20 protein-coding genes are annotated in these 18,673 nt (G+C 62.2%); 18 read left to right on the top strand and 2 right to left on the bottom strand.

Annotation, left to right across the window (positions count from 1 at the left end):
* The first annotated feature begins 23 nt into the window (after positions 1 to 23).
* From iscU to C4K40_RS25215, 18 genes are all read left to right on the top strand, one after another.
* Positions 24 to 410 (top strand): Fe-S cluster assembly scaffold IscU, encoded by a 387-nt coding sequence (iscU, locus tag C4K40_RS25300; protein ID WP_007929523.1) that lies wholly within the window; start codon positions 24 to 26, stop codon positions 408 to 410.
* A gap of 42 nt (positions 411 to 452) precedes the next feature.
* On the top strand, positions 453 to 776 hold the full coding sequence (gene iscA, locus C4K40_RS25295) for an iron-sulfur cluster assembly protein IscA (RefSeq protein ID WP_053131791.1): 324 nt from the start codon (positions 453 to 455) through the stop codon (positions 774 to 776).
* Between the two features lie 8 nt (positions 777 to 784).
* On the top strand, positions 785 to 1,306 hold the full coding sequence (hscB, locus tag C4K40_RS25290; protein WP_053131786.1) for a co-chaperone HscB: 522 nt from the start codon (positions 785 to 787) through the stop codon (positions 1,304 to 1,306).
* Positions 1,307 to 1,357: 51 nt separating this feature from the next.
* A complete protein-coding gene (hscA, locus tag C4K40_RS25285; protein ID WP_053131783.1) occupies positions 1,358 to 3,220 on the top strand; it encodes a Fe-S protein assembly chaperone HscA in 1,863 nt (620 codons plus the stop codon).
* Positions 3,221 to 3,223: 3 nt separating this feature from the next.
* The gene (gene fdx / locus C4K40_RS25280; protein WP_022640702.1) at positions 3,224 to 3,565 is read left to right on the top strand and encodes an ISC system 2Fe-2S type ferredoxin; all 342 of its coding nucleotides are present in this window, start codon (positions 3,224 to 3,226) and stop codon (positions 3,563 to 3,565) included.
* A gap of 14 nt (positions 3,566 to 3,579) precedes the next feature.
* Positions 3,580 to 3,780 carry a Fe-S cluster assembly protein IscX gene (gene iscX, locus C4K40_RS25275; RefSeq protein WP_022640701.1) on the top strand — a complete coding sequence of 67 codons (201 nt, stop codon included), beginning with the start codon at positions 3,580 to 3,582 and terminating at the stop codon, positions 3,778 to 3,780.
* 94 nt (positions 3,781 to 3,874) lie between these two features.
* The gene (gene ndk / locus C4K40_RS25270; protein ID WP_022640700.1) at positions 3,875 to 4,300 is read left to right on the top strand and encodes a nucleoside-diphosphate kinase; all 426 of its coding nucleotides are present in this window, start codon (positions 3,875 to 3,877) and stop codon (positions 4,298 to 4,300) included.
* A 31-nt stretch (positions 4,301 to 4,331) separates the two neighbouring features.
* A complete protein-coding gene (rlmN, locus tag C4K40_RS25265; RefSeq protein ID WP_031320437.1) occupies positions 4,332 to 5,480 on the top strand; it encodes a 23S rRNA (adenine(2503)-C(2))-methyltransferase RlmN in 1,149 nt (382 codons plus the stop codon).
* Between the two features lie 12 nt (positions 5,481 to 5,492).
* Positions 5,493 to 6,251 (top strand): type IV pilus biogenesis/stability protein PilW, encoded by a 759-nt coding sequence (gene pilW, locus C4K40_RS25260; protein ID WP_053131780.1) that lies wholly within the window; start codon positions 5,493 to 5,495, stop codon positions 6,249 to 6,251.
* Positions 6,251 to 7,267 (top strand): RodZ family helix-turn-helix domain-containing protein, encoded by a 1,017-nt coding sequence (locus tag C4K40_RS25255; RefSeq protein ID WP_022640697.1) that lies wholly within the window; start codon positions 6,251 to 6,253, stop codon positions 7,265 to 7,267. The genes pilW and C4K40_RS25255 overlap by 1 nt, the downstream gene beginning before the upstream one ends.
* Before the next feature lie 3 nt (positions 7,268 to 7,270).
* Positions 7,271 to 8,380, top strand: coding sequence for a flavodoxin-dependent (E)-4-hydroxy-3-methylbut-2-enyl-diphosphate synthase (gene ispG / locus C4K40_RS25250; RefSeq protein ID WP_022640696.1), 1,110 nt, complete (start codon positions 7,271 to 7,273; stop codon positions 8,378 to 8,380).
* Between the two features lie 22 nt (positions 8,381 to 8,402).
* Positions 8,403 to 9,692, top strand: coding sequence for a histidine--tRNA ligase (gene hisS, locus C4K40_RS25245; protein WP_053131778.1), 1,290 nt, complete (start codon positions 8,403 to 8,405; stop codon positions 9,690 to 9,692).
* Positions 9,693 to 9,732: 40 nt separating this feature from the next.
* Complete coding sequence (locus C4K40_RS25240; RefSeq protein WP_022640694.1) at positions 9,733 to 10,374, top strand: tetratricopeptide repeat protein; 642 nt, start codon at positions 9,733 to 9,735, stop codon at positions 10,372 to 10,374.
* Positions 10,367 to 11,518 (top strand): outer membrane protein assembly factor BamB, encoded by a 1,152-nt coding sequence (bamB, locus tag C4K40_RS25235; protein ID WP_022640693.1) that lies wholly within the window; start codon positions 10,367 to 10,369, stop codon positions 11,516 to 11,518. Before C4K40_RS25240 ends, bamB begins: the two co-directional genes overlap by 8 nt.
* Before the next feature lie 141 nt (positions 11,519 to 11,659).
* Positions 11,660 to 13,132, top strand: a complete 1,473-nt coding sequence (gene der / locus C4K40_RS25230; RefSeq protein ID WP_022640692.1) for a ribosome biogenesis GTPase Der — start codon at positions 11,660 to 11,662, stop codon at positions 13,130 to 13,132.
* Positions 13,133 to 13,298: 166 nt separating this feature from the next.
* The gene (locus tag C4K40_RS25225; RefSeq protein WP_053131775.1) at positions 13,299 to 14,447 is read left to right on the top strand and encodes a pyridoxal phosphate-dependent aminotransferase; all 1,149 of its coding nucleotides are present in this window, start codon (positions 13,299 to 13,301) and stop codon (positions 14,445 to 14,447) included.
* Complete coding sequence (locus C4K40_RS25220) at positions 14,435 to 15,226, top strand: amidohydrolase (RefSeq protein ID WP_022640690.1); 792 nt, start codon at positions 14,435 to 14,437, stop codon at positions 15,224 to 15,226. Before C4K40_RS25225 ends, C4K40_RS25220 begins: the two co-directional genes overlap by 13 nt.
* 66 nt (positions 15,227 to 15,292) lie before the next feature.
* Positions 15,293 to 15,700, top strand: coding sequence for a hypothetical protein (locus C4K40_RS25215; protein ID WP_053131772.1), 408 nt, complete (start codon positions 15,293 to 15,295; stop codon positions 15,698 to 15,700).
* A 93-nt stretch (positions 15,701 to 15,793) separates the two neighbouring features.
* Here C4K40_RS25215 and leuA read toward each other — a convergent pair whose 3' ends face one another.
* Together leuA and C4K40_RS25200 are read right to left on the bottom strand one after the other, a co-directional pair.
* A complete protein-coding gene (gene leuA, locus C4K40_RS25210; RefSeq protein WP_022640688.1) occupies positions 15,794 to 17,473 on the bottom strand; it encodes a 2-isopropylmalate synthase in 1,680 nt (559 codons plus the stop codon).
* 378 nt (positions 17,474 to 17,851) lie between these two features.
* Complete coding sequence (locus tag C4K40_RS25200) at positions 17,852 to 18,673, bottom strand: M23 family metallopeptidase (protein ID WP_053131768.1); 822 nt, start codon at positions 18,671 to 18,673, stop codon at positions 17,852 to 17,854.

Below are 18,673 nucleotides of genomic sequence, written 5' to 3'. Positions count from 1 at the left end.
CTGATGAGTGAGGATTAAGAATCATGGCTTACAGCGAAAAGGTCATCGACCACTACGAGAACCCGCGTAACGTCGGCAAGATGAACGCGGAAGATCCGGATGTCGGCACCGGCATGGTCGGTGCTCCTGCCTGTGGCGACGTGATGCGCCTGCAGATCAAGGTCAATGAGCAGGGCATCATCGAAGATGCCAAGTTCAAGACCTACGGCTGCGGTTCGGCTATCGCTTCCAGCTCCCTGGCCACTGAGTGGATGAAGGGCAAGACCCTGGACGAAGCCGAGACCATCAAGAACACCCAGCTGGCTGAAGAGCTGGCCCTGCCTCCAGTGAAGATCCACTGCTCGGTACTCGCCGAGGACGCCATCAAGGCTGCCGTTCGCGACTACAAGCAGAAGAAAGGCCTGATCTGACCGATCGGCTTTCACAGATTTGGCGACAAGTAAGGAGTCACGATGGCTATCAGCATGACAGAAGCGGCTGCTCAACACGTGCGACGCTCCCTCAATGGGCGCGGCAAGGGTGATGGGATTCGCCTGGGTGTTCGCACCACGGGCTGTTCCGGCCTTGCCTATGTGCTGGAGTTCGTTGACGAGATCGGCGAGGACGATCAGGTGTTCGAAAGTCACGGCGAGAAAGTGATCATCGACCCCAAGAGCCTGTCCTACCTGGATGGCACCGAGCTTGATTTCGTCAAGGAAGGGTTGAACGAAGGCTTCAAGTTCAACAACCCCAACGTGCGCGGTGAGTGTGGCTGCGGCGAAAGCTTCAACGTCTGAGGCTGCTTGTGGGTACTCCTTGTCATTTCGCCTTATTTGAGTTGCAGCCGAGTTTTCGCCTGGATCTCGAGCAGTTGGCCGCGCGCTATCGTGAGTTGGCGCGCGGAGTCCATCCCGACCGGTTTGCCGACGCCCCCGAGCGTGAGCAGCGCCTGGCCCTGGAGCGGTCCGCCAGTCTCAACGAGGCCTACCAGACCCTCAAGAGCCCTCCCAAGCGTGCCCGTTATCTTCTGGCTCTCAAGGGCGGCGAGCTGCCGCTTGAGGTCACGGTGCACGACCCCGAGTTTCTTCTGCAGCAGATGCAATGGCGCGAAGAGCTCGAGGACTTGCAGGACACTGCCGATCTGTCGGGGGTGGCGGCGTTCAAGCGCCGGCTCAAGACCGCCCAGGAACAGCTGAACGAAAGCTTCGCAGCCTGTTGGGACGATGCCGCGCAGCGCGAGCAGGCCGAGCGCCTGATGCGGCGCATGCAGTTCCTCGACAAGCTCACCTACGAAGTGCGCCAGTTAGAAGAGCGCCTCGACGATTAACCTAGTGCCGCTCCGGTCGCACGCCTGATATACAGATAAGTCCAGATAGACATGGCCCTACTGCAGATCGCTGAACCCGGCCAAAGTCCTCAACCGCACCAGCGTCGCTTGGCTGTGGGGATCGACTTGGGTACTACCAATTCGCTGGTCGCTGCGTTGCGCAGCGGCCTTTCCGAGCCGCTGGCCGATGCACAGGGCCAGGTCATCCTGCCCTCCGCCGTGCGCTACCACGCCGATCACGTCGAGGTGGGTGAGTCCGCCCGGTTGGCGGCCCCCGCCGATCCCCTGAACACCGTGCTGTCGGTCAAGCGCCTGATGGGGCGCGGCCTGGCTGACGTGAAGCAGCTGGGCGAGCAGCTTCCGTATCGTTTTGTCGGTGGTGAATCGCACATGCCGTTCATCGAGACGGTGCAGGGGCCGAAGAGCCCGGTGGAAGTCTCCGCCGAGGTGCTCAAGGTGCTGCGCCAGCGGGCCGAGGCGACTCTGGGCGGAGAGCTGGTCGGCGCGGTGATCACCGTTCCTGCCTATTTTGACGATGCCCAGCGGCAAGCGACCAAGGATGCGGCCAAGCTGGCCGGCCTGAATGTGCTGCGCCTGCTCAACGAACCAACGGCCGCCGCCGTGGCCTATGGCCTGGACCAGCAGGCCGAAGGGGTCGTGGCTATCTACGACCTGGGTGGCGGGACCTTCGATATCTCCATCCTGCGCCTGACCGGCGGTGTCTTCGAGGTGCTGGCCACGGGTGGCGATACCGCCCTGGGTGGCGACGATTTCGATCATGCCATCGCCAGCTGGATCATCCAGGGCGCCGGTTTGTCCTCCGACTTGGATCCGGGCGCGCAGCGTAACCTGTTGCAGATTGCCCGTGGGGCCAAGGAAGCCTTGACCGACGCGGCTTCGGTGGACGTCGAGTATGGCGCCTGGCGCGCCGCGCTGACCCGCGCGGCATTCGATGAATTGATCGAGCCGATGGTCGCTCGCAGCCTCAAGGCTTGCCGTCGCGCGGTGCGGGACTCCGGCGTCGAGCTCGATGAAGTGCGGGCCGTGGTCATGGTCGGTGGTTCGACCCGTGTTCCGCGGGTGCGTGAGGCGGTTGCCGAGATGTTCGGTCGCCAGCCGCTGACCGAGATCGATCCGGACCAGGTGGTGGCCATAGGTGCCGCGATCCAGGCCGATACCCTGGCGGGCAACAAGCGTGACGGCGGTGAATTGCTGCTGCTGGACGTGATTCCGCTGTCCCTGGGGCTGGAAACCATGGGTGGGCTGATGGAGAAGGTGATTCCGCGCAACACCACCATCCCGGTCGCGCGAGCCCAGGATTTCACTACCTACAAGGATGGTCAGACGGCCATGATGATCCATGTGCTGCAGGGTGAGCGCGAGCTGATCAGCGACTGCCGCTCCCTGGCACGTTTCGAGCTGCGTGGCATCCCGCCGATGGTGGCTGGCGCGGCGAAGATCCGGGTGACCTTCCAGGTGGACGCCGATGGCCTGCTCAGCGTTGCCGCGCGGGAGCTGGGGTCGGGAGTCGAAGCCAGTATCCAGGTCAAGCCGTCCTACGGGCTGACCGACGGCGAGATCGCCCGGATGCTCAAGGATTCCTTCCAGTACGCCGGCGATGACAAGGTCGCCCGCGTGTTGCGTGAGCAGCAGGTGGATGCCCAGCGGTTGATCGAGGCGGTGCAGGGGGCCCTGGAGGCCGACGGCGACCGCTTGCTGGACGCCGAGGAGCGCATGGTCATCGAGCTGCAGATGCAGGAACTGAGTGAATTGATGCGTGGCACCGATGGCTATGCCATCGAGCAGCAGACCAAGCGTCTGTCGCAAGTGACCGACGCCTTTGCTGCCCGTCGCCTGGATTCGACGGTGAAAGCCGCCCTGGCGGGGCGCAACCTGAATGAGATCGAGGAATAACTGATGCCGCAGATCATTTTTCTGCCCCACGCCGTGTTCTGCCCGGATGGCCTGGTCGTCGAAGTCGAGCCCGGCGTTTCGCTACTCGAGGTTGCCCATGACAACCACATCGAGATCGAGAGCGCCTGCGGCGGTGTCTGTGCCTGCACTACCTGCCATTGCATCGTGCGCGAGGGTTTCGACTCGCTGAACGAGGCCGACGAGCTGGAAGAAGACTTGCTGGACAAGGCCTGGGGCCTGGAAGCCCAGTCGCGCTTGTCGTGCCAGGCTATCGTTGGCGATGAAGACCTGACCGTCGAAATTCCCAAGTACTCGCTCAACCACGCGGCCGAAGCGCCGCACTGATTCAAGGGGTCATCATGAGTCTGAAGTGGGTTGATGTACTGGAAATCGCGATCCAGCTGGCTGATTCCAAGCCGGATGTGGATCCGCGTTATGTGAACTTTGTCGATCTGCACAAGTGGGTTCTGGCATTGCCGGAGTTCAGTGACGATCCGGCTCGCGGAGGCGAGAAGGTTCTTGAAGCAATTCAGGCCGCCTGGATCGACGAAACTGACTGAATCCGCGGGCTACGCAGTTAGGCAATCCCTTTAAACCCGCGTATAATTCGCGGGTTTAATTTTTCGCTTTAATCACCGTTTCTGGAGTTACACCATGGCTGTTCAACGTACTTTCTCCATCATCAAGCCTGACGCTGTTGCAAAAAACGTCATCGGCAAGATCGTTTCCCGTTTTGAAGAAGCCGGTCTGCGCGTTGTAGCTTCGAAAATGAAGCAACTGTCCAAGGCCGAAGCCGAAGGTTTCTACGCTGAGCACAGCGAGCGTGGCTTCTTCGGCGAACTGGTTGCCTTCATGACTTCCGGTCCGGTTGTGGTTCAGGTCCTGGAAGGCGAGAACGCCATCGCTCGCAACCGTGAGCTGATGGGCGCTACCAACCCTAAAGAAGCTGCTGCCGGCACCATCCGCGCTGACTTCGCCGAGTCCATCGACGCCAACGCCGTTCACGGTTCGGACTCCGAAGCCGCCGCTGCTCGCGAAATCGCTTACTTCTTCGCAGCTACCGAGGTGACCACTCGCTAAGCCGCCAGGCCTGTGAGTGAAGGGTGAAACCATGACTACATCGATCGGCAAAACTAACCTGTTGGGGCTTACTCAACCGGAAATGGAGAAATTCTTCGACTCGATCGGGGAGAAGCGTTTCCGTGCCGGTCAGGTAATGAAATGGATTCACCACTTTGGCGTCGATGATTTCGACGCCATGACGAATGTCGGCAAGGCCTTGCGTGAAAAGCTCAAGGCCGTTGCCGAGATTCGCGGTCCGGAAGTGGTCAGCGAGGACATCTCCAGCGACGGCACCCGCAAGTGGGTGGTGCGCGTGGCGTCCGGCAGCTGCGTCGAGACCGTATACATTCCCCAGGGCAAGCGCGGCACCTTGTGCGTTTCGTCCCAGGCCGGCTGTGCCCTGGACTGCAGTTTCTGCTCCACCGGCAAGCAAGGCTTCAATAGCAACCTCACCGCCGCTGAAGTCATCGGCCAGGTGTGGATTGCCAACAAATCCTTCGGCAGCGTCCCGGCAACCATCGACCGAGCCATCACCAACGTGGTGATGATGGGCATGGGCGAGCCGCTGCTGAACTTCGACAACGTCATCGCGGCCATGCACCTGATGATGGACGACCTGGGCTACGGCATCTCCAAGCGCCGGGTGACCCTGTCGACCTCCGGCGTGGTACCGATGATCGATGAGCTGGCCAAGCACATCGACGTCTCCCTGGCGTTGTCCCTGCACGCTCCCAACGATGCGCTGCGCAACCAGCTGGTACCGATCAACAAGAAGTACCCGCTGAAGATGCTGCTCGACTCGTGCCAGCGCTACATGTCGGCCCTGGGCGAGAAGCGTGTGCTGACCATCGAGTACACCCTGCTCAAGGACGTCAACGACCAGCCTGAGCACGCGGTGCAGATGATCGAGTTGCTCAAGGACATTCCTTGCAAGATCAACCTGATCCCGTTCAACCCGTTCCCCCACTCCGGCTACGAGCGTCCGAGCAACAACGCCATCCGGCGTTTCCAGGACCAGTTGCACCATGCCGGCTTCAACGTCACCGTGCGCACCACTCGCGGGGAAGACATCGATGCCGCTTGCGGCCAGTTGGTAGGCCAGGTGCTGGACCGCACCCGGCGCAGTGAACGCTATATCGCCGTGCGTGAATTGAGCGCCGATGCCGATATGCCGCAAAGCGTCGCGGCCCGTACCTGAGAGAGGATCTCCATGGTCTTGCGCCTAGCGCTGCTCCTGCTTGTTGCCAGTCTCTGCGCTGGCTGTGTCATGTCGGGCGATTCCAGCCCGCTGGACACTGGCAAGGGGCGTGACGAGGCGCGCCAGGCCTATGTGCAGCTGGGGCTGGGCTATTTGCAGCAGGGCTTGGGTGAACAAGCCAAGGCCCCGCTGAAAAAGGCCCTGGAGCTGGCTCCCGACGATGCCGACGCCAATGCCGCCCTGGCGCTGGTGTTCCAGGCCGAGATGGAGCCGGCGCTGGCTGAAGCGCAGTTTCGCAAGGCCCTGGCGGCACGCCCGGACGATTCCCGGATTCTCAATAACTACGGCAGTTTCCTGTTCCAGGAAAAGCGCTACGACGACGCATACTCGCGTTTCGAGCAGGCCGCAGCTGATACCCTGTATCCCGGCCGTTCCCGGGTTCTCGAGAACCTTGGGATGACCGCCTCGAAGCTCGGCCAGCGCAAGCTGGCCCAGTCGCATCTGGAGAAGGCCCTGCGGCTGAATCACCAACAGCCTCGCGCATTGCTGGAAATGGCTGAGTTGTCTTACGAAGACAGGCATTATGTGCCCGCGCGTGATTATTACGATCGTTTTAACCTGCTTGGCGAGCAAAATGCACGTAGTCTATTGCTCGGCGTGCGCCTGGCAACGGTGTTCGAAGATCACGAGAAGGCCTCCAGTTACGGTCTGCAACTAAAACGACTCTATCCCGGTACGCCGGAATATCAGCAATACCTGTCGGAGCAATGATGAAAGTGGCGCAACCCGAAGTTCAAGCAGCGACTAGCGTCAATCCCGGTGAGACCTTGCGCCAGGCTCGCGAAAGCAATGGTTGGGCGCTGGCGGACGTGGCCCACAAGCTCAACCTCACCGTGAGCTCACTGAGCAACCTGGAAGCCGGCGCATTCGACAAGCTCCCGGGGCATACCTTCGCCCGTGGCTATATCCGTGCCTACGCCAAGTTGCTGGATATGGACCAGGCGACCCTGGTCCAGGCTTTCGACCAATACACCGGCACCGACTCCCAAGGCAGCAGCGTGCATGCCCTGGGCCGTATCGAAGAGCCGGTGCGGGTCTCCCATACCATCCTGAGGATCGTCAGCCTGTTGTTGCTGGTGGCCGTGGTCGGCGGTGGTTTCATCTGGTGGCAGGACCAGACCTCGCAGCGCAGCAAGGAACTGGTGGGCCTGAGCCCGGAACATGTGGAAGTCGAGGGCGCCGACGGCAAGACCCAGATCCACCCGATCGACGAGCCGGAAGACCAGGCCGTTGCCGAAGGCCAGAGCGAAGCCGAGGCCAATGCCGCGCAATTGGCCGGCGAGACACCTGCCGAGACCCCAGCCCCGGTTGTGGCTCCGGCTGCCCCTGCGCAGGCGCCGGCGGTTGCTCCAGCCGCTGTGTCCCATCCTGTGACCGCCCCGGCTACGGCCCCGGTGATCGCGACCCCGGCCGCTCCGGTGCCAGCCCCGGCAACCACGGCGACCGCTCAGGCCAACGTGCCAGCCCCGGTTGTCGCAGCCGCCGGCTCCGCGCAGGTGCAGATCCAGTTCAGCGCCGATTGCTGGACCCAGGTCACCGACGGCAATGGCAAGATCCTGCTCAGCGCCTTGAAGCGCAAGGGCGAGAGCGTCGATGTCAGCGGCAAGCCGCCTTTTGCCGTACGGCTGGGCTACGCCCGTGGCGCACAAATCAGCTACAACGGTCAGGCGGTGGATATCGCCCCGTTCACCACTGGCGAGACTGCTCGCCTGAAGTTAGGTCAATAAGTCATGCACGGCGAATCTCCAATCAAACGTCGCGAGTCCCGCAAGATCTGGGTCGGCTCGGTACCGGTGGGCGGCGATGCCCCGATCGCGGTACAGAGCATGACCAACAGCGACACCAACGATGTGGCCGCAACCGTGGCCCAGATCAACCGCCTGGAAGCCGCCGGTGTCGATATCGTGCGGGTTTCGGTGCCCGATATGGACGCCGCCGAAGCGTTTGGCCGGATCAAGCAGCAGGTCAAGGTACCGCTGGTGGCCGACATCCACTTCGACTACCGGATCGCCCTGCGGGTAGCCGAGCTGGGCGTCGATTGCCTGCGGATCAACCCGGGTAACATCGGTCGCGAGGATCGGGTGCGCGCGGTAGTGGACGCGGCCCGTGACCGCGGCATCCCGATCCGCATCGGGGTCAATGCCGGCTCGCTGGAAAAGGACCTGCAGAAGAAGTATGGCGAACCGACCCCGGCAGCGCTGGTGGAGTCGGCATTACGCCATGTGGAACACCTGGAACGGCTGAACTTCAAGGATTTCAAGGTCAGCGTCAAAGCCTCCGATGTGTTCATGGCCGTCGAGGCCTACCGTCTGCTGGCCAAGGAAATCATCCAGCCCCTGCACCTGGGGATCACTGAAGCCGGTGGTTTGCGTTCAGGCACGGTGAAATCCGCCGTCGGCCTCGGTATGCTGCTGGCCGAAGGGATTGGCGATACCATTCGCATCTCGCTGGCGGCCGATCCGGTCGAGGAAGTGAAGGTCGGCTACGACATCCTCAAGTCCCTGCACCTGCGTTCCCGTGGCATCAACTTCATCGCCTGCCCGAGCTGCTCGCGGCAGAATTTCGATGTGGTGAAAACCATGAACGAGCTGGAAGGGCGTCTCGAGGACCTGCTGGTACCCATGGATGTCGCGGTGATCGGTTGTGTGGTCAACGGTCCGGGCGAAGCCAAGGAAGCCCATGTGGGGTTGACCGGCGGTACACCGAACCTGATCTACATCGATGGCAAGCCGTCGCAGAAACTGACCAATGACAATCTGGTGGACGAGCTGGAAAAGCTGATCCGGCAGAAGGCGGCCGAAAAGGTCGAGGCCGACGCAGCGCTGATCGCTCGTGGCTAACCGAACGTATTAAGGATTCTTTGTGAGCAAGTCCCTGCAAGCCATTCGTGGCATGAACGACATCCTGCCCGAGCAGACGCCGCTGTGGCGCTACTTCGAAGGCACCGTGGCACGGCTGCTGGATAACTACGGTTACAAGCAGATCCGCATGCCGATCGTCGAGTTCACCGAGCTGTTCAAGCGCTCAATCGGTGAAGTGACCGACATCGTCGAAAAAGAGATGTACACCTTCGAGGACCGCAACGGCGATTCCCTGACCCTGCGTCCGGAAGGCACCGCCGCCTGTGTGCGCGCAGCCCTGGAACATGGCCTGACCGGTGCCGGCCAGGTGCAGAAGCTCTGGTACGTCGGCCCGATGTTCCGCCATGAGCGTCCTCAGAAAGGCCGTTATCGCCAGTTCCACCAGATCGGCCTGGAAGTGTTCAACCTGGACGGTCCGGACATCGACGCCGAACTGATCGTGCTGACCTGGCGCCTGTGGGGCGAGCTGGGGATCCGCGATGCGGTGAAGCTTGAGCTCAACAGCCTGGGGACCGCCGAGGCCCGTGCACGTTATCGCGATGCCCTGGTGGAGTTCCTCTCGGCCCGCCACGAACAGTTGGACGAAGACAGCCAGCGTCGCCTCAAGACCAACCCACTGCGGGTGCTGGACACCAAGGACCCAGGCACCCAGGCGGTGCTGGTGGACGCGCCGAAGCTGGCCGACTACCTGGATGAAGAGTCCCGGGTGCATTTCGAAGGCCTCAAGGCCCGCCTGGAAGCCGCTGGCATCCCCTATGTGATCAATCCGAAGCTGGTGCGTGGCCTGGACTACTACAGCAAGACCGTCTTCGAGTGGGTGACCGACAAGCTCGGTGCCCAGGGCACTGTCTGCGCCGGCGGCCGCTACGACGGCCTGGTGGAGCAGATGGGCGGCAAGCCGACCCCGGGCGTGGGTTTCGCCATGGGTATCGAGCGCCTGGTGCTGATGCTGGAGACCCTGGAGCGGGTGCCGGAAGAGATCTCCCGCCAGGTGGATGTCTATCTGTGCGCCTTTGGCGAGGCCGCCGAACTGGCAGGCCTGGCCCTGAGCGAGCGGGTACGCGACCAGTTGCCGAACCTGCGCCTGCAGGTCAACGCCGGCGGTGGCAGCTTCAAGAGCCAATTCAAGAAGGCCGACAAGAGCGGTGCGCTGTATGCGCTGATCCTCGGTGACGACGAAATGGCCCAGCAAGTGGTAGGTTTCAAGCCCCTGCGTGGCCAGGGCGAACAACAAAGCATTGCCTGGGATGCACTCGCTGCGCACCTGGCCACCTGCGTCGTGCAGGGTTGAAGCTGTCAAACAGCCGATTTAGCGAATAAGGAGTATTGGGGTGTCGAGTACCGAAGATGAACAGCTGGCGGAATTGAAAGACTGGTGGCAGCGTAACGGCAAACCCCTGGTGAACGGCGGCCTGCTGGCCCTGGTCATCGTGTTCGGCTGGCAGGCCTGGCACAAATATCAGAACAACCAGTCGCAAGGCGCTTCGGTGCTCTATCAGCAACTGCTTGAAACCACCCTGACGCCCGATGGCAAGCCGGATGCAGCCCGTGTCACCGACCTGGCCGGCAAGCTCAACAGCGAGTTCGGCGGCAGCGCCTATGCGCAGTACGGCAGCCTGTTCGTCGCCAAGGTAGCAGTGGACAGCGGCAAGCTGGATGACGCTGTAGCCCAGCTCAAGGCCGTGGCCGACAAGCCGGCGAACGCGACCCTGGGCGAAGTGGCGCGTCAGCGCCTGGCCCAGGTGCTGGCCGCGCAGAACAAGGCCGACGAGGCCCTGAAGCTGCTCGACGGCGATGCCGACAAGGCCTTCCTGGCCACTCGTGAAGAACTCAAGGGCGATCTGCTGGTCCAGTTGGGCCGCATTGACGAAGCCCATGCTGCATATCAGAAAGCCAAGGCGGCGCTGTCGGATGAAGCAGCGGTCGGTGGCCTACAAATCAAGCTCGACGACCTGGCCAAAGGGGATGCGTGACGTGATCCGTTGGAAACATGCAGCATTGCTGGCCCTGGCCTTGTTGGCCGCGGGTTGCAGCAGCAACAGCAAGAAAGAACTGCCACCGGCCGAACTGGTCGACTTCAAGGAAGAGGTGGTCCTGCAGAAACAGTGGAGCCGTTCCATCGGTGATGGCCAGGGCGAAACCTACAACATGCTGGTTCCAGCTATCGACGGCAGCACCATCTACGCCGCCGATGTCACCGGTGTAGTGGTGGCCATGGACCGCATGAACGGCGACGTCAAATGGAAGCAGGACCTGGAGCTGCCGGTTTCCGGCGCCGTGGGCGTGGGTTACGGCCTGGTGATGATCGGCACCCTCAAGGGTGAAGTGATCGCCCTGGACACTTCCAACGGTGAAGAGAAATGGCGTGCCCGTGTCACCAGTGAAGTGCTGGCTCCGCCGGCTACCAACGGTGATGTAGTGGTGGTCCAGACCCAGGATGACCGGGTGATCGGCCTCGATGCCAGCACCGGCAACCAGCTTTGGCTCTACGACAGCACCCCGGCGGTCCTGACCCTGCGTGGCACCAGTGCTCCGCTGGCGACCAATCGCCTGGCCCTGGCCGGCCTTTCCACCGGCAAGGTAGTGGCGCTGGATATCCGCAACGGCGTGCCGGTGTGGGAACAGCGTGTCGCCATCCCGCAAGGTCGTTCCGAACTGGATCGCGTGGTGGACATCGACGGCGGCCTGCTGCTGTCCGGTGGCACCCTGTACGTGGCCAGCTACCAGGGGCGTGTCACGGCCCTGGATCTGGAGAGCGGTCGCCCGCTGTGGCAGCGTGATGCTTCCAGCTACGCAGGTGTCGCCCAGGGCTTCGGCAGCGTCTACGTGAGCCTGTCCTCGGGTACCGTGGAAGGCATCGACGAGCGTTCGACCTCCGCCCTGTGGAGCAACGATTCCCTGGCTCGCCGTCAACTGTCGGCACCGGAAGTGTTCTCCAGTTATGTGGCCGTGGGTGACCTGGAAGGCTACCTGCACCTGCTGAGCCAGGTGGATGGTCGTTTCGTCGCTCGTGAGCGCATCGACAGTGACGGCCTGCGCGCTCGTCCGCTGGTGGTGGGCGACATGATCTACGTGTTTGGCAACAGCGGCAAACTGGAAGCCCTGACCATCAAGTAATGGTTTGACTATGCTTGGGGTTGATTCCCCAAGCGGCCTTGTCTGGACAAGGCTTGCAGCACTTCAAGGTGCTGCCCCGAGCACCAGCCGCTGCCTCGCAGCGGCTTTTGTATTTTCTGAAATAATGCAGTGGAGAGCCGCATGGTTCCCGTAATCGCCCTGGTGGGCCGACCCAACGTCGGCAAGTCCACCTTGTTCAACCGCCTGACTCGGACTCGCGACGCCATCGTCGGCGACCTGTCCGGTCTGACCCGTGATCGCCAATACGGTGAGGCCAAGTGGCAAGGGCGTACCTATATTCTCATCGACACCGGTGGTATCTCCGGTGACGAACATGGCATGGATGAAAAGATGGCCGAGCAGTCGCTGCTGGCCATCGAAGAAGCCGATGTGGTGCTGTTCCTGGTGGACGCCAAGGCCGGGTTCACCGCGGCCGACCAGATGATCGGCGAGCACCTGCGCAAACGTAACAAGACCTCCTACGTGATCGCCAACAAGGTCGACAACATCGACCCGGACATGGCTCGCGCCGAGTTTGCCCCGCTGGGCATGGGGGACGCGATCCCGATCGCCGGCGCCCACGGCCGTGGCATCAGCCAGATGCTGGAAATCACCCTGCGCGAATTCCCCAAGGATGACGCCGACGAGCTCGAAGAGGGCGAGGAAGAGATCGTTGCCGAAGGCGAGGAAGCCAAGCGTATTCCTGGTCCGAGCGAGAAGGATGGGATCAAGATCGCCATCATCGGTCGTCCCAACGTAGGCAAGTCGACCCTGGTCAACCGCATGCTCGGTGAAGACCGGGTCATCGTCTACGACCAGCCCGGCACCACCCGCGACAGTATCTACATCCCGTTCGAGCGCAACGAGGAGAAGTACACGCTGATCGACACCGCGGGTGTGCGCAAGCGCGGCAAGATTCACGAGGAAGTCGAGAAGTTCTCGGTGGTCAAGACGCTGCAGGCGATCAAGGACGCCAACGTGGTGATCTTCGTCATGGACGCCCGCGAAGGTGTGGTGGACCACGACCTGAACCTGCTGGGCTTCGCCCTGGAAGCCGGTCGGGCATTGGTGATCGCCCTGAACAAGTGGGACGGCATGCAGCCTAGCGAGCGCGACTACGTGAAGACCGAGCTGGAGCGCCGGCTGTTCTTCGTCGACTTCGCCGATATCCACTTCATCTCGGCATTGCACGGCACTGGCGTGGGCAACCTGTACCAATCGGTGCAGAACTCCTTCAAGTCGGCGGTAACCCGCTGGCCTACCAGCCGCCTGACCCAGATCCTGGAAGACGCCGTGAGCGAGCATGCCCCGCCCATGGTCAACAGCCGCCGGATCAAACTGCGCTACGCCCACCTGGGTGGTGCCAACCCGCCGTTGATCGTGATCCACGGCAACCAGGTGGAGAAGGTGCCCAAGTCCTATGTGCGCTACCTGGAGAACACCTACCGGCGCGTGCTGAAGCTGGTGGGTACGCCGATCCGTATCGAGTTCAAGGGCAGCGACAACCCGTACGAGGGCAACAAGAACACGCTCACCGACCGTCAGGTCAACAAGAAGCGCCGCTTGATGTCGCACCACAAGAAAGCCGACAAGAAGCGCCGCGACAAGCGCTGACCAAGCATTCCGGGTCAAGGCGGCCAAGCCTTGCAGCTTGCGGCCTGGAGCTTGAAACTGTGACAGGAAAAGGGGCCTTCGGGCCCCTTTTTCAATCGTCGCGCTTTGGGCTATCCTCGGGACCTCCCGCGCCGTCGTAGAGCCGGGTGTTCAGCAGGGAACCCGCATGATCACCAGCAAACTGCCGAATGTCGGCACCACCATCTTTACGCAAATGTCCCAGCTCGCGGCCCAGACCGGAGCGCTCAACCTGTCCCAGGGATTCCCGGATTTCGACGGCCCGCAAGCACTGCGCGATGCAGTCGGCCGGCATGTCGCCAGTGGTCATAACCAGTACGCACCGATGACCGGCCTGCCGGCGCTGCGCCAGCAGGTGGCGGCCAAGATCGCCCGCAGCTATGGCGCCAAGGTCGACCCTGACGCTGAAGTGACCATCACGCCGGGGGCGACCCAGGCGATCTTCTGCGCGATCCATGCAGTGATCCGCCCGGGAGATGAAGTCATCGTCTTCGACCCCAGCTACGACAGCTACGAGCCATCGGTGGAACTGGCCGGCGGTCGCTGCGTGCACGTACAACTGGGCCAGGGCGACTTCGCCATCGACTGGCAGCGGCTCGAGGCGGCGCTGGGGCCGCGTACGCGGATGATCATCATCAATACCCCGCACAACCCCAGTGGCGCCCTGATCAGTCGCGCCGAGCTGGACCGGTTGGCCGAGCTGATCCGCGATCGCGACATCTACCTGGTCAGCGACGAGGTCTATGAGCATCTGGTGTTCGATGGCGTGCCCCATGCCAGCGTCCTGGCCCATGAGGAGTTGTACCAGCGGGCATTCGTGGTCAGCTCCTTCGGCAAGACCTACCACGTCACCGGCTGGAAGACTGGCTACGTGGTGGCGCCACCGGCCTTGAGCGTCGAGCTGCGCAAGGTGCATCAATATGTCAGCTTCTGCGGGGTGACCCCTTTGCAGTACGCTCTCGCCGATTTCATGGCCGAGCATCCGGAACACGTCGAGCAGTTGCCTGCTTTCTACCAGGCCAAGCGTGATCTGTTCTGTGATCTGTTGAGCGCTTCACGCTTCAGTTTCACCCGGGTGACCGGCACCTACTTTCAACTGGTGGATTATTCGCAGATTCGTCCAGACCTGAACGATGTCGAGATGGCGACCTGGATGACCCGTGAACATGGGGTCGCGGCCATCCCGGTGTCGGTGTTCCATCAGCAGCCGCCCCAGGGGCAGCGTCTGGTGCGTCTGTGTTTTGCCAAGCGCGAGGAGACGCTGCGTCAGGCAGCGGAGAAACTATGCGTGATCTGAGTGCACTACCCGATCTGAACCTGGCTTTGGTCCAGACGACCCTGGCCTGGCACGATCGCCAGGCCAACCTGGAGCATTTCGAGCCGTTGCTGGAACAGGCCCGTGGCGCCGACCTGGTGATTCTTCCGGAGATGTTCACTACCGGCTTCTCCATGGAGTCCCAGACCCTGGCGGAAGCGGAGAATGGTCCGACCAGCAAGTGGTTGCGTTGCCAGGCGAAGAAGCTCGATGCGGTGATCACTGGCAGCGTGATCATCCAGGCGGCCGATGGCAGCCACCGCAATCGCCTGCTGTGGGCGCGCCCCGACGGTGAAGTCTGGCACTACGACAAGCGTCACCTGTTCCGCATGGCTGGCGAGCACGAGCATTTCACTCCTGGCGAGCGCCAAGTGCAGTTCGAGCTCAAGGGCTGGCGCATTCGCCCGTTGATCTGCTACGACCTGCGTTTCCCGGTGTGGAGCCGCGATTCCCAGGACACTGATTTGCTGCTGTATACCGCCAACTGGCCGGGAGCGCGGCGCTTGCACTGGAACCGGCTGCTGCCGGCGCGCGCCATCGAGAACCTGTGTTATGTCGCCGCGGTAAACCGGGTGGGCACCGATGGCAAGGGCTTCGCCTACACCGGCGACAGCCAGGTGCTGGACTTCCAGGGCGAGAGCCTGCTCAGTGCCGGAGAGGCGGACGGGGTATTCCAGGTCTGCCTCAAGGCTGCGGACCTGGCCGCCTACCGCGCCCGGTTTCCGGCCAACCTCGATGCCGACGGCTTCAGGTTCACCTAGGATCGCAGCGGCCCATCAAGCTTTGGGGCCGATGCCGATAGGACATGAGTCCAGGAGGAATCATTCATGACCAGCATCAACGCCAATACCGTCAATCCTTATCCGCCGGTGGCGCCGAAAGTCCGCTTTAGTGGGGCCGAAGACACTGCCGCCAGCCCGCTGGCGCCAGCGGCCAGGATCGAACAGGACGAGGATAAGGAACTGCGGGTCAATTCCGCCGATGCGGGTATCGATGCGGTGAAGGGCGGGGGCGATCCGGTCAAGCAACTGCAAAAACAGATCGAGCAGACCCAGAAGATCCTCGAGCAACAGCAGGCGCAGCTGGCCAGTACCGAAAAGAGCCAGGCCAGCGACGACCAGAAGGCCCAGCAGGTCATGGAGCTCCAGGCGCAGATCGCCCAGACCAGCAGCACCTTGCAGGTCCTGCAGGCGGCATTGCTGCAGGCCATGTTCAGTGTCGACGTGCATGCCTGACTGACTGGCGGCAAGCATTGGCCTTGCCGGCCAGATGCAAAAAGGCCCCGGGGAGAGCGACTCCCCGGGGCCTTTTACCTGGTGCCTGTCGGGTCAGGCGGCCTGGGCCTGCTGTTCGCTGAGGGCGCGGTTCAGGGCGCTGAACAAGGCCTTGAAGCTGGCGGTGGTGATGTTCTCGTCGATGCCCACGCCGTGCACCGCACGTTCACCGTTGACCCGCAGCTCGATGTAGGCCGCCGCCTTGGCGTTGGTGCCTGCGCCGATGGCGTGTTCGTTGTAGTCCATGATTTCCACTGGTACCGGCAGGCCGGCCACCAGCGCCTCCAGGGCGCCGTTGCCCTTGCCGCGCCAGTGCAGGTTGGTTTCGCCCTGGCCCTTGCTCGCGACTTCCACCTCCACCGAGCTGTGGCCGTTCTCTTCCTGCAGGCGATGGCTGACCAGCGCGTACGGGGTATTGGCCTGCAAGTACTCGCTGTGCAGCAACGCGTGGATCTGCTGGGCGGTCATCTCCAGGCCGAGGCGGTCGGTTTCCCGCTGTACCACCTGGCTGAACTCGATCTGCATGCGGCGCGGCAAGCTGATGCCGTACTCCTGTTCCAGCAGGTAGGCAATGCCGCCCTTGCCCGACTGGCTGTTGACGCGGATCACGGCTTCATAGCTGCGGCCGATGTCGGCCGGGTCGATCGGCAGGTACGGTACTTCCCAGACGCCATCGGCTTGCTGCTGGGCGAAGCCCTTGCGGATTGCATCCTGGTGGGAGCCGGAGAAGGCGGTGTGGACCAGGTCGCCCACATAGGGGTGGCGCGGATGCACGGGAATCTGGTTGCACTCTTCCACCACTTTGCGCACGCCGTCGATGTCGGAGAAGTCCAGCTCGGGGTCGATGCCCTGGGTGTAGAGGTTCAGGGCCACGGTCACCAGATCGACGTTGCCGGTACGCTCGCCGTTGCCGAACAGGCAGCCTTCGACGCGGTCGGCACCGGCCATCAGGCCCAGTTCGGTAGCTGCTACGCCGGTGCCACGGTCGTTGTGGGTGTGCAGGCTGATGATCACGCTGTCACGGCGGTTGATGTTGCGGCAGAACCACTCGATCTGGTCGGCGTAGATATTCGGCGTTGCCACTTCGACGGTAGCTGGCAGGTTGAGGATCACCTTATGAGTTGGAGTCGCGTTCCACACTTCCACCACGGCATCGCAGACTTCCTTGGCGAATTCCAGCTCGGTGGCGCTGAAGGTTTCCGGCGAGTATTCGAACTGCCACTGGGTTTCCGGTTGCTGGGCGGCGTACTTGACGAACAGCTTGGCCGCATTCACCGCGATTTCCTTCACCCCGGCCTTGTCCTGGTTGAAGACGATGCGGCGGAAAGAAGGGCTGGTGGCGTTGTAGAGGTGGACGATGGCCTTCTTCGCCCCGCGCAAGGATTCGAAGGTGCGGGCGATCAAGTCTTCACGGGCCTGGGTCAGCACCTGGATGGTGGTGTCGTCCGGAATATGCTTGTCTTCGATCAGGGTCCGTACGAAGTCGAAGTCGGTTTGCGAAGCGGCAGGGAACGAAGCTTCGATTTCCTTCACACCGACCGCCACCAGGGTCTTCCAGAAACGCAGTTTCTTGACCGCGTCCATCGGTTCGATCAGCGACTGGTTGCCATCGCGCAAGTCCGAGCTGCACCAGATCGGCGCGCTGGTGATGGTCTTCGACGGCCAGGTGCGGTCCGGCAAGTTGATGGTCGGGAACGCGCGGTACTTGGAGGACGGATCTTTGAGCATGGTCATGGCGAAATCCTTATGGTCCGGGCCGAAAAGGGGCGGCCTGCCGGTGAGTCAAGAATGAATTGTTGACGCAGGGGGATGAGGAACCGCGGTTCAGCCTGGCAGTCGTGCGCTGACGAGGCAGAGGCTCCGGTGTTGACGACGCTGAATGAGGGTGTGAGAGGTTTTCATGTGCTCAACCCTAACTATTGGGGTCAGAGATGGCAAGCAACGAAAAAAAATTGAGAGGAATACTCGAATTTCAAAAATTGACGAGATTTTATTCTGCTTGATGGTTTTTTGTTTTATGTGGATTGCGCAGTCCTCGCGAGCTGCGCAATCCTCGGGGCAAGCGCCCTTGGCCGTAAAGGGCCGGCGGTAGTCCGCTTATGGCGAGGCAGATCAGGGTTGGAAGGCGCCGATGAAGATCGCCGGATCGACCCGTGCGTCGTTCAGGCTGACGTTCCAGTGCATGTGCGGACCGGTGGCCCGGCCGGTGGAGCCGACCTTGCCGACCACTGCGCCGCGGGCCAGGGATTGGCCGACCTTCACGTCGATCTTCGACATGTGGCAGAACATGCTGATGAAACCCTGGCCATGGTCGACGAACACCGTGTTGCCATTGAAGAAGTAGTTGCCGGTGAGAATCACCTTGCCCGCCGCCGGGGTCTTGATCGGCGTGCCCGCCGGCACCGCGAAGTCCAGGCCCGAATGCGGGTTGCGTTCCTCACCGTTGAAGAAGCGGCGCACGCCGAACTTGCTCGACAGCGGCCCGTTCACCGGCTTGTCCAGCAACAGGTTGCTCGGGGTATTGGCGCTGAAGCTGCGGTAGGCGCGCAGTTGCTCGGCCAGTTCGGCATCGATGCGTTTCAGGTCGGCCGGGTTGGGGTTCACCTGGCGCTGGTTCTTCAGGGTGATGTGCTGCTCGGGATACTTCTTGTTCCCGACCACGAAACCCAGGTTGCCGCTGGCGCTAGTCAGTTGCTGGGCCCCGGGCTTGACCGTCAGCGGAATGCCGACGATCGCCAGCCAGTTGGCCTGTTCCTTGACCACCAGCACCGGCTTGCCCTGGTAGCTGGCCTTGGGCGCCTGGGTGGCTTGGCCGAGGTCGATCACCGCTACGCCGCCGGGCACGGGTTTGTTCAACAGGCGGGTGATATAGCTATCGGCCTGGGCATTGTAGGCCAGGCACAGCAACAGCAGGGAGCAGAGAAAACGTGGCAT

Source organism: Pseudomonas sp. CMR5c (assembly GCF_003850545.1).
In the GTDB taxonomy this organism is placed as follows: domain Bacteria; phylum Pseudomonadota; class Gammaproteobacteria; order Pseudomonadales; family Pseudomonadaceae; genus Aquipseudomonas; species Aquipseudomonas piscis.
This window is presented reverse-complemented; position numbering and strand designations above follow the sequence as displayed.

Excerpts from the sequence above, each read along its gene's own strand:
- C4K40_RS25255 (WP_022640697.1), top strand. The coding sequence starts at position 6,251 with ATGAAAGTGGCGCAACCCGAAGTTCAAGCAGCGACTAGCGTCAATCCC.
- hscA (WP_053131783.1), top strand. The coding sequence starts at position 1,358 with ATGGCCCTACTGCAGATCGCTGAACCCGGCCAAAGTCCTCAACCGCAC.
- pilW (WP_053131780.1), top strand. The coding sequence starts at position 5,493 with ATGGTCTTGCGCCTAGCGCTGCTCCTGCTTGTTGCCAGTCTCTGCGCT.
- C4K40_RS25225 (WP_053131775.1), top strand. The coding sequence starts at position 13,299 with ATGATCACCAGCAAACTGCCGAATGTCGGCACCACCATCTTTACGCAA.
- C4K40_RS25220 (WP_022640690.1), top strand. The coding sequence starts at position 14,435 with ATGCGTGATCTGAGTGCACTACCCGATCTGAACCTGGCTTTGGTCCAG.
- ispG (WP_022640696.1), top strand. The coding sequence starts at position 7,271 with ATGCACGGCGAATCTCCAATCAAACGTCGCGAGTCCCGCAAGATCTGG.
- iscU (WP_007929523.1), top strand. The coding sequence starts at position 24 with ATGGCTTACAGCGAAAAGGTCATCGACCACTACGAGAACCCGCGTAAC.
- ndk (WP_022640700.1), top strand. The coding sequence starts at position 3,875 with ATGGCTGTTCAACGTACTTTCTCCATCATCAAGCCTGACGCTGTTGCA.
- rlmN (WP_031320437.1), top strand. The coding sequence starts at position 4,332 with ATGACTACATCGATCGGCAAAACTAACCTGTTGGGGCTTACTCAACCG.
- bamB (WP_022640693.1), top strand. The coding sequence starts at position 10,367 with ATGCGTGACGTGATCCGTTGGAAACATGCAGCATTGCTGGCCCTGGCC.
- fdx (WP_022640702.1), top strand. The coding sequence starts at position 3,224 with ATGCCGCAGATCATTTTTCTGCCCCACGCCGTGTTCTGCCCGGATGGC.
- C4K40_RS25200 (WP_053131768.1), bottom strand. The coding sequence starts at position 18,673 with ATGCCACGTTTTCTCTGCTCCCTGCTGTTGCTGTGCCTGGCCTACAAT.
- der (WP_022640692.1), top strand. The coding sequence starts at position 11,660 with ATGGTTCCCGTAATCGCCCTGGTGGGCCGACCCAACGTCGGCAAGTCC.
- C4K40_RS25215 (WP_053131772.1), top strand. The coding sequence starts at position 15,293 with ATGACCAGCATCAACGCCAATACCGTCAATCCTTATCCGCCGGTGGCG.
- iscX (WP_022640701.1), top strand. The coding sequence starts at position 3,580 with ATGAGTCTGAAGTGGGTTGATGTACTGGAAATCGCGATCCAGCTGGCT.
- iscA (WP_053131791.1), top strand. The coding sequence starts at position 453 with ATGGCTATCAGCATGACAGAAGCGGCTGCTCAACACGTGCGACGCTCC.
- leuA (WP_022640688.1), bottom strand. The coding sequence starts at position 17,473 with ATGACCATGCTCAAAGATCCGTCCTCCAAGTACCGCGCGTTCCCGACC.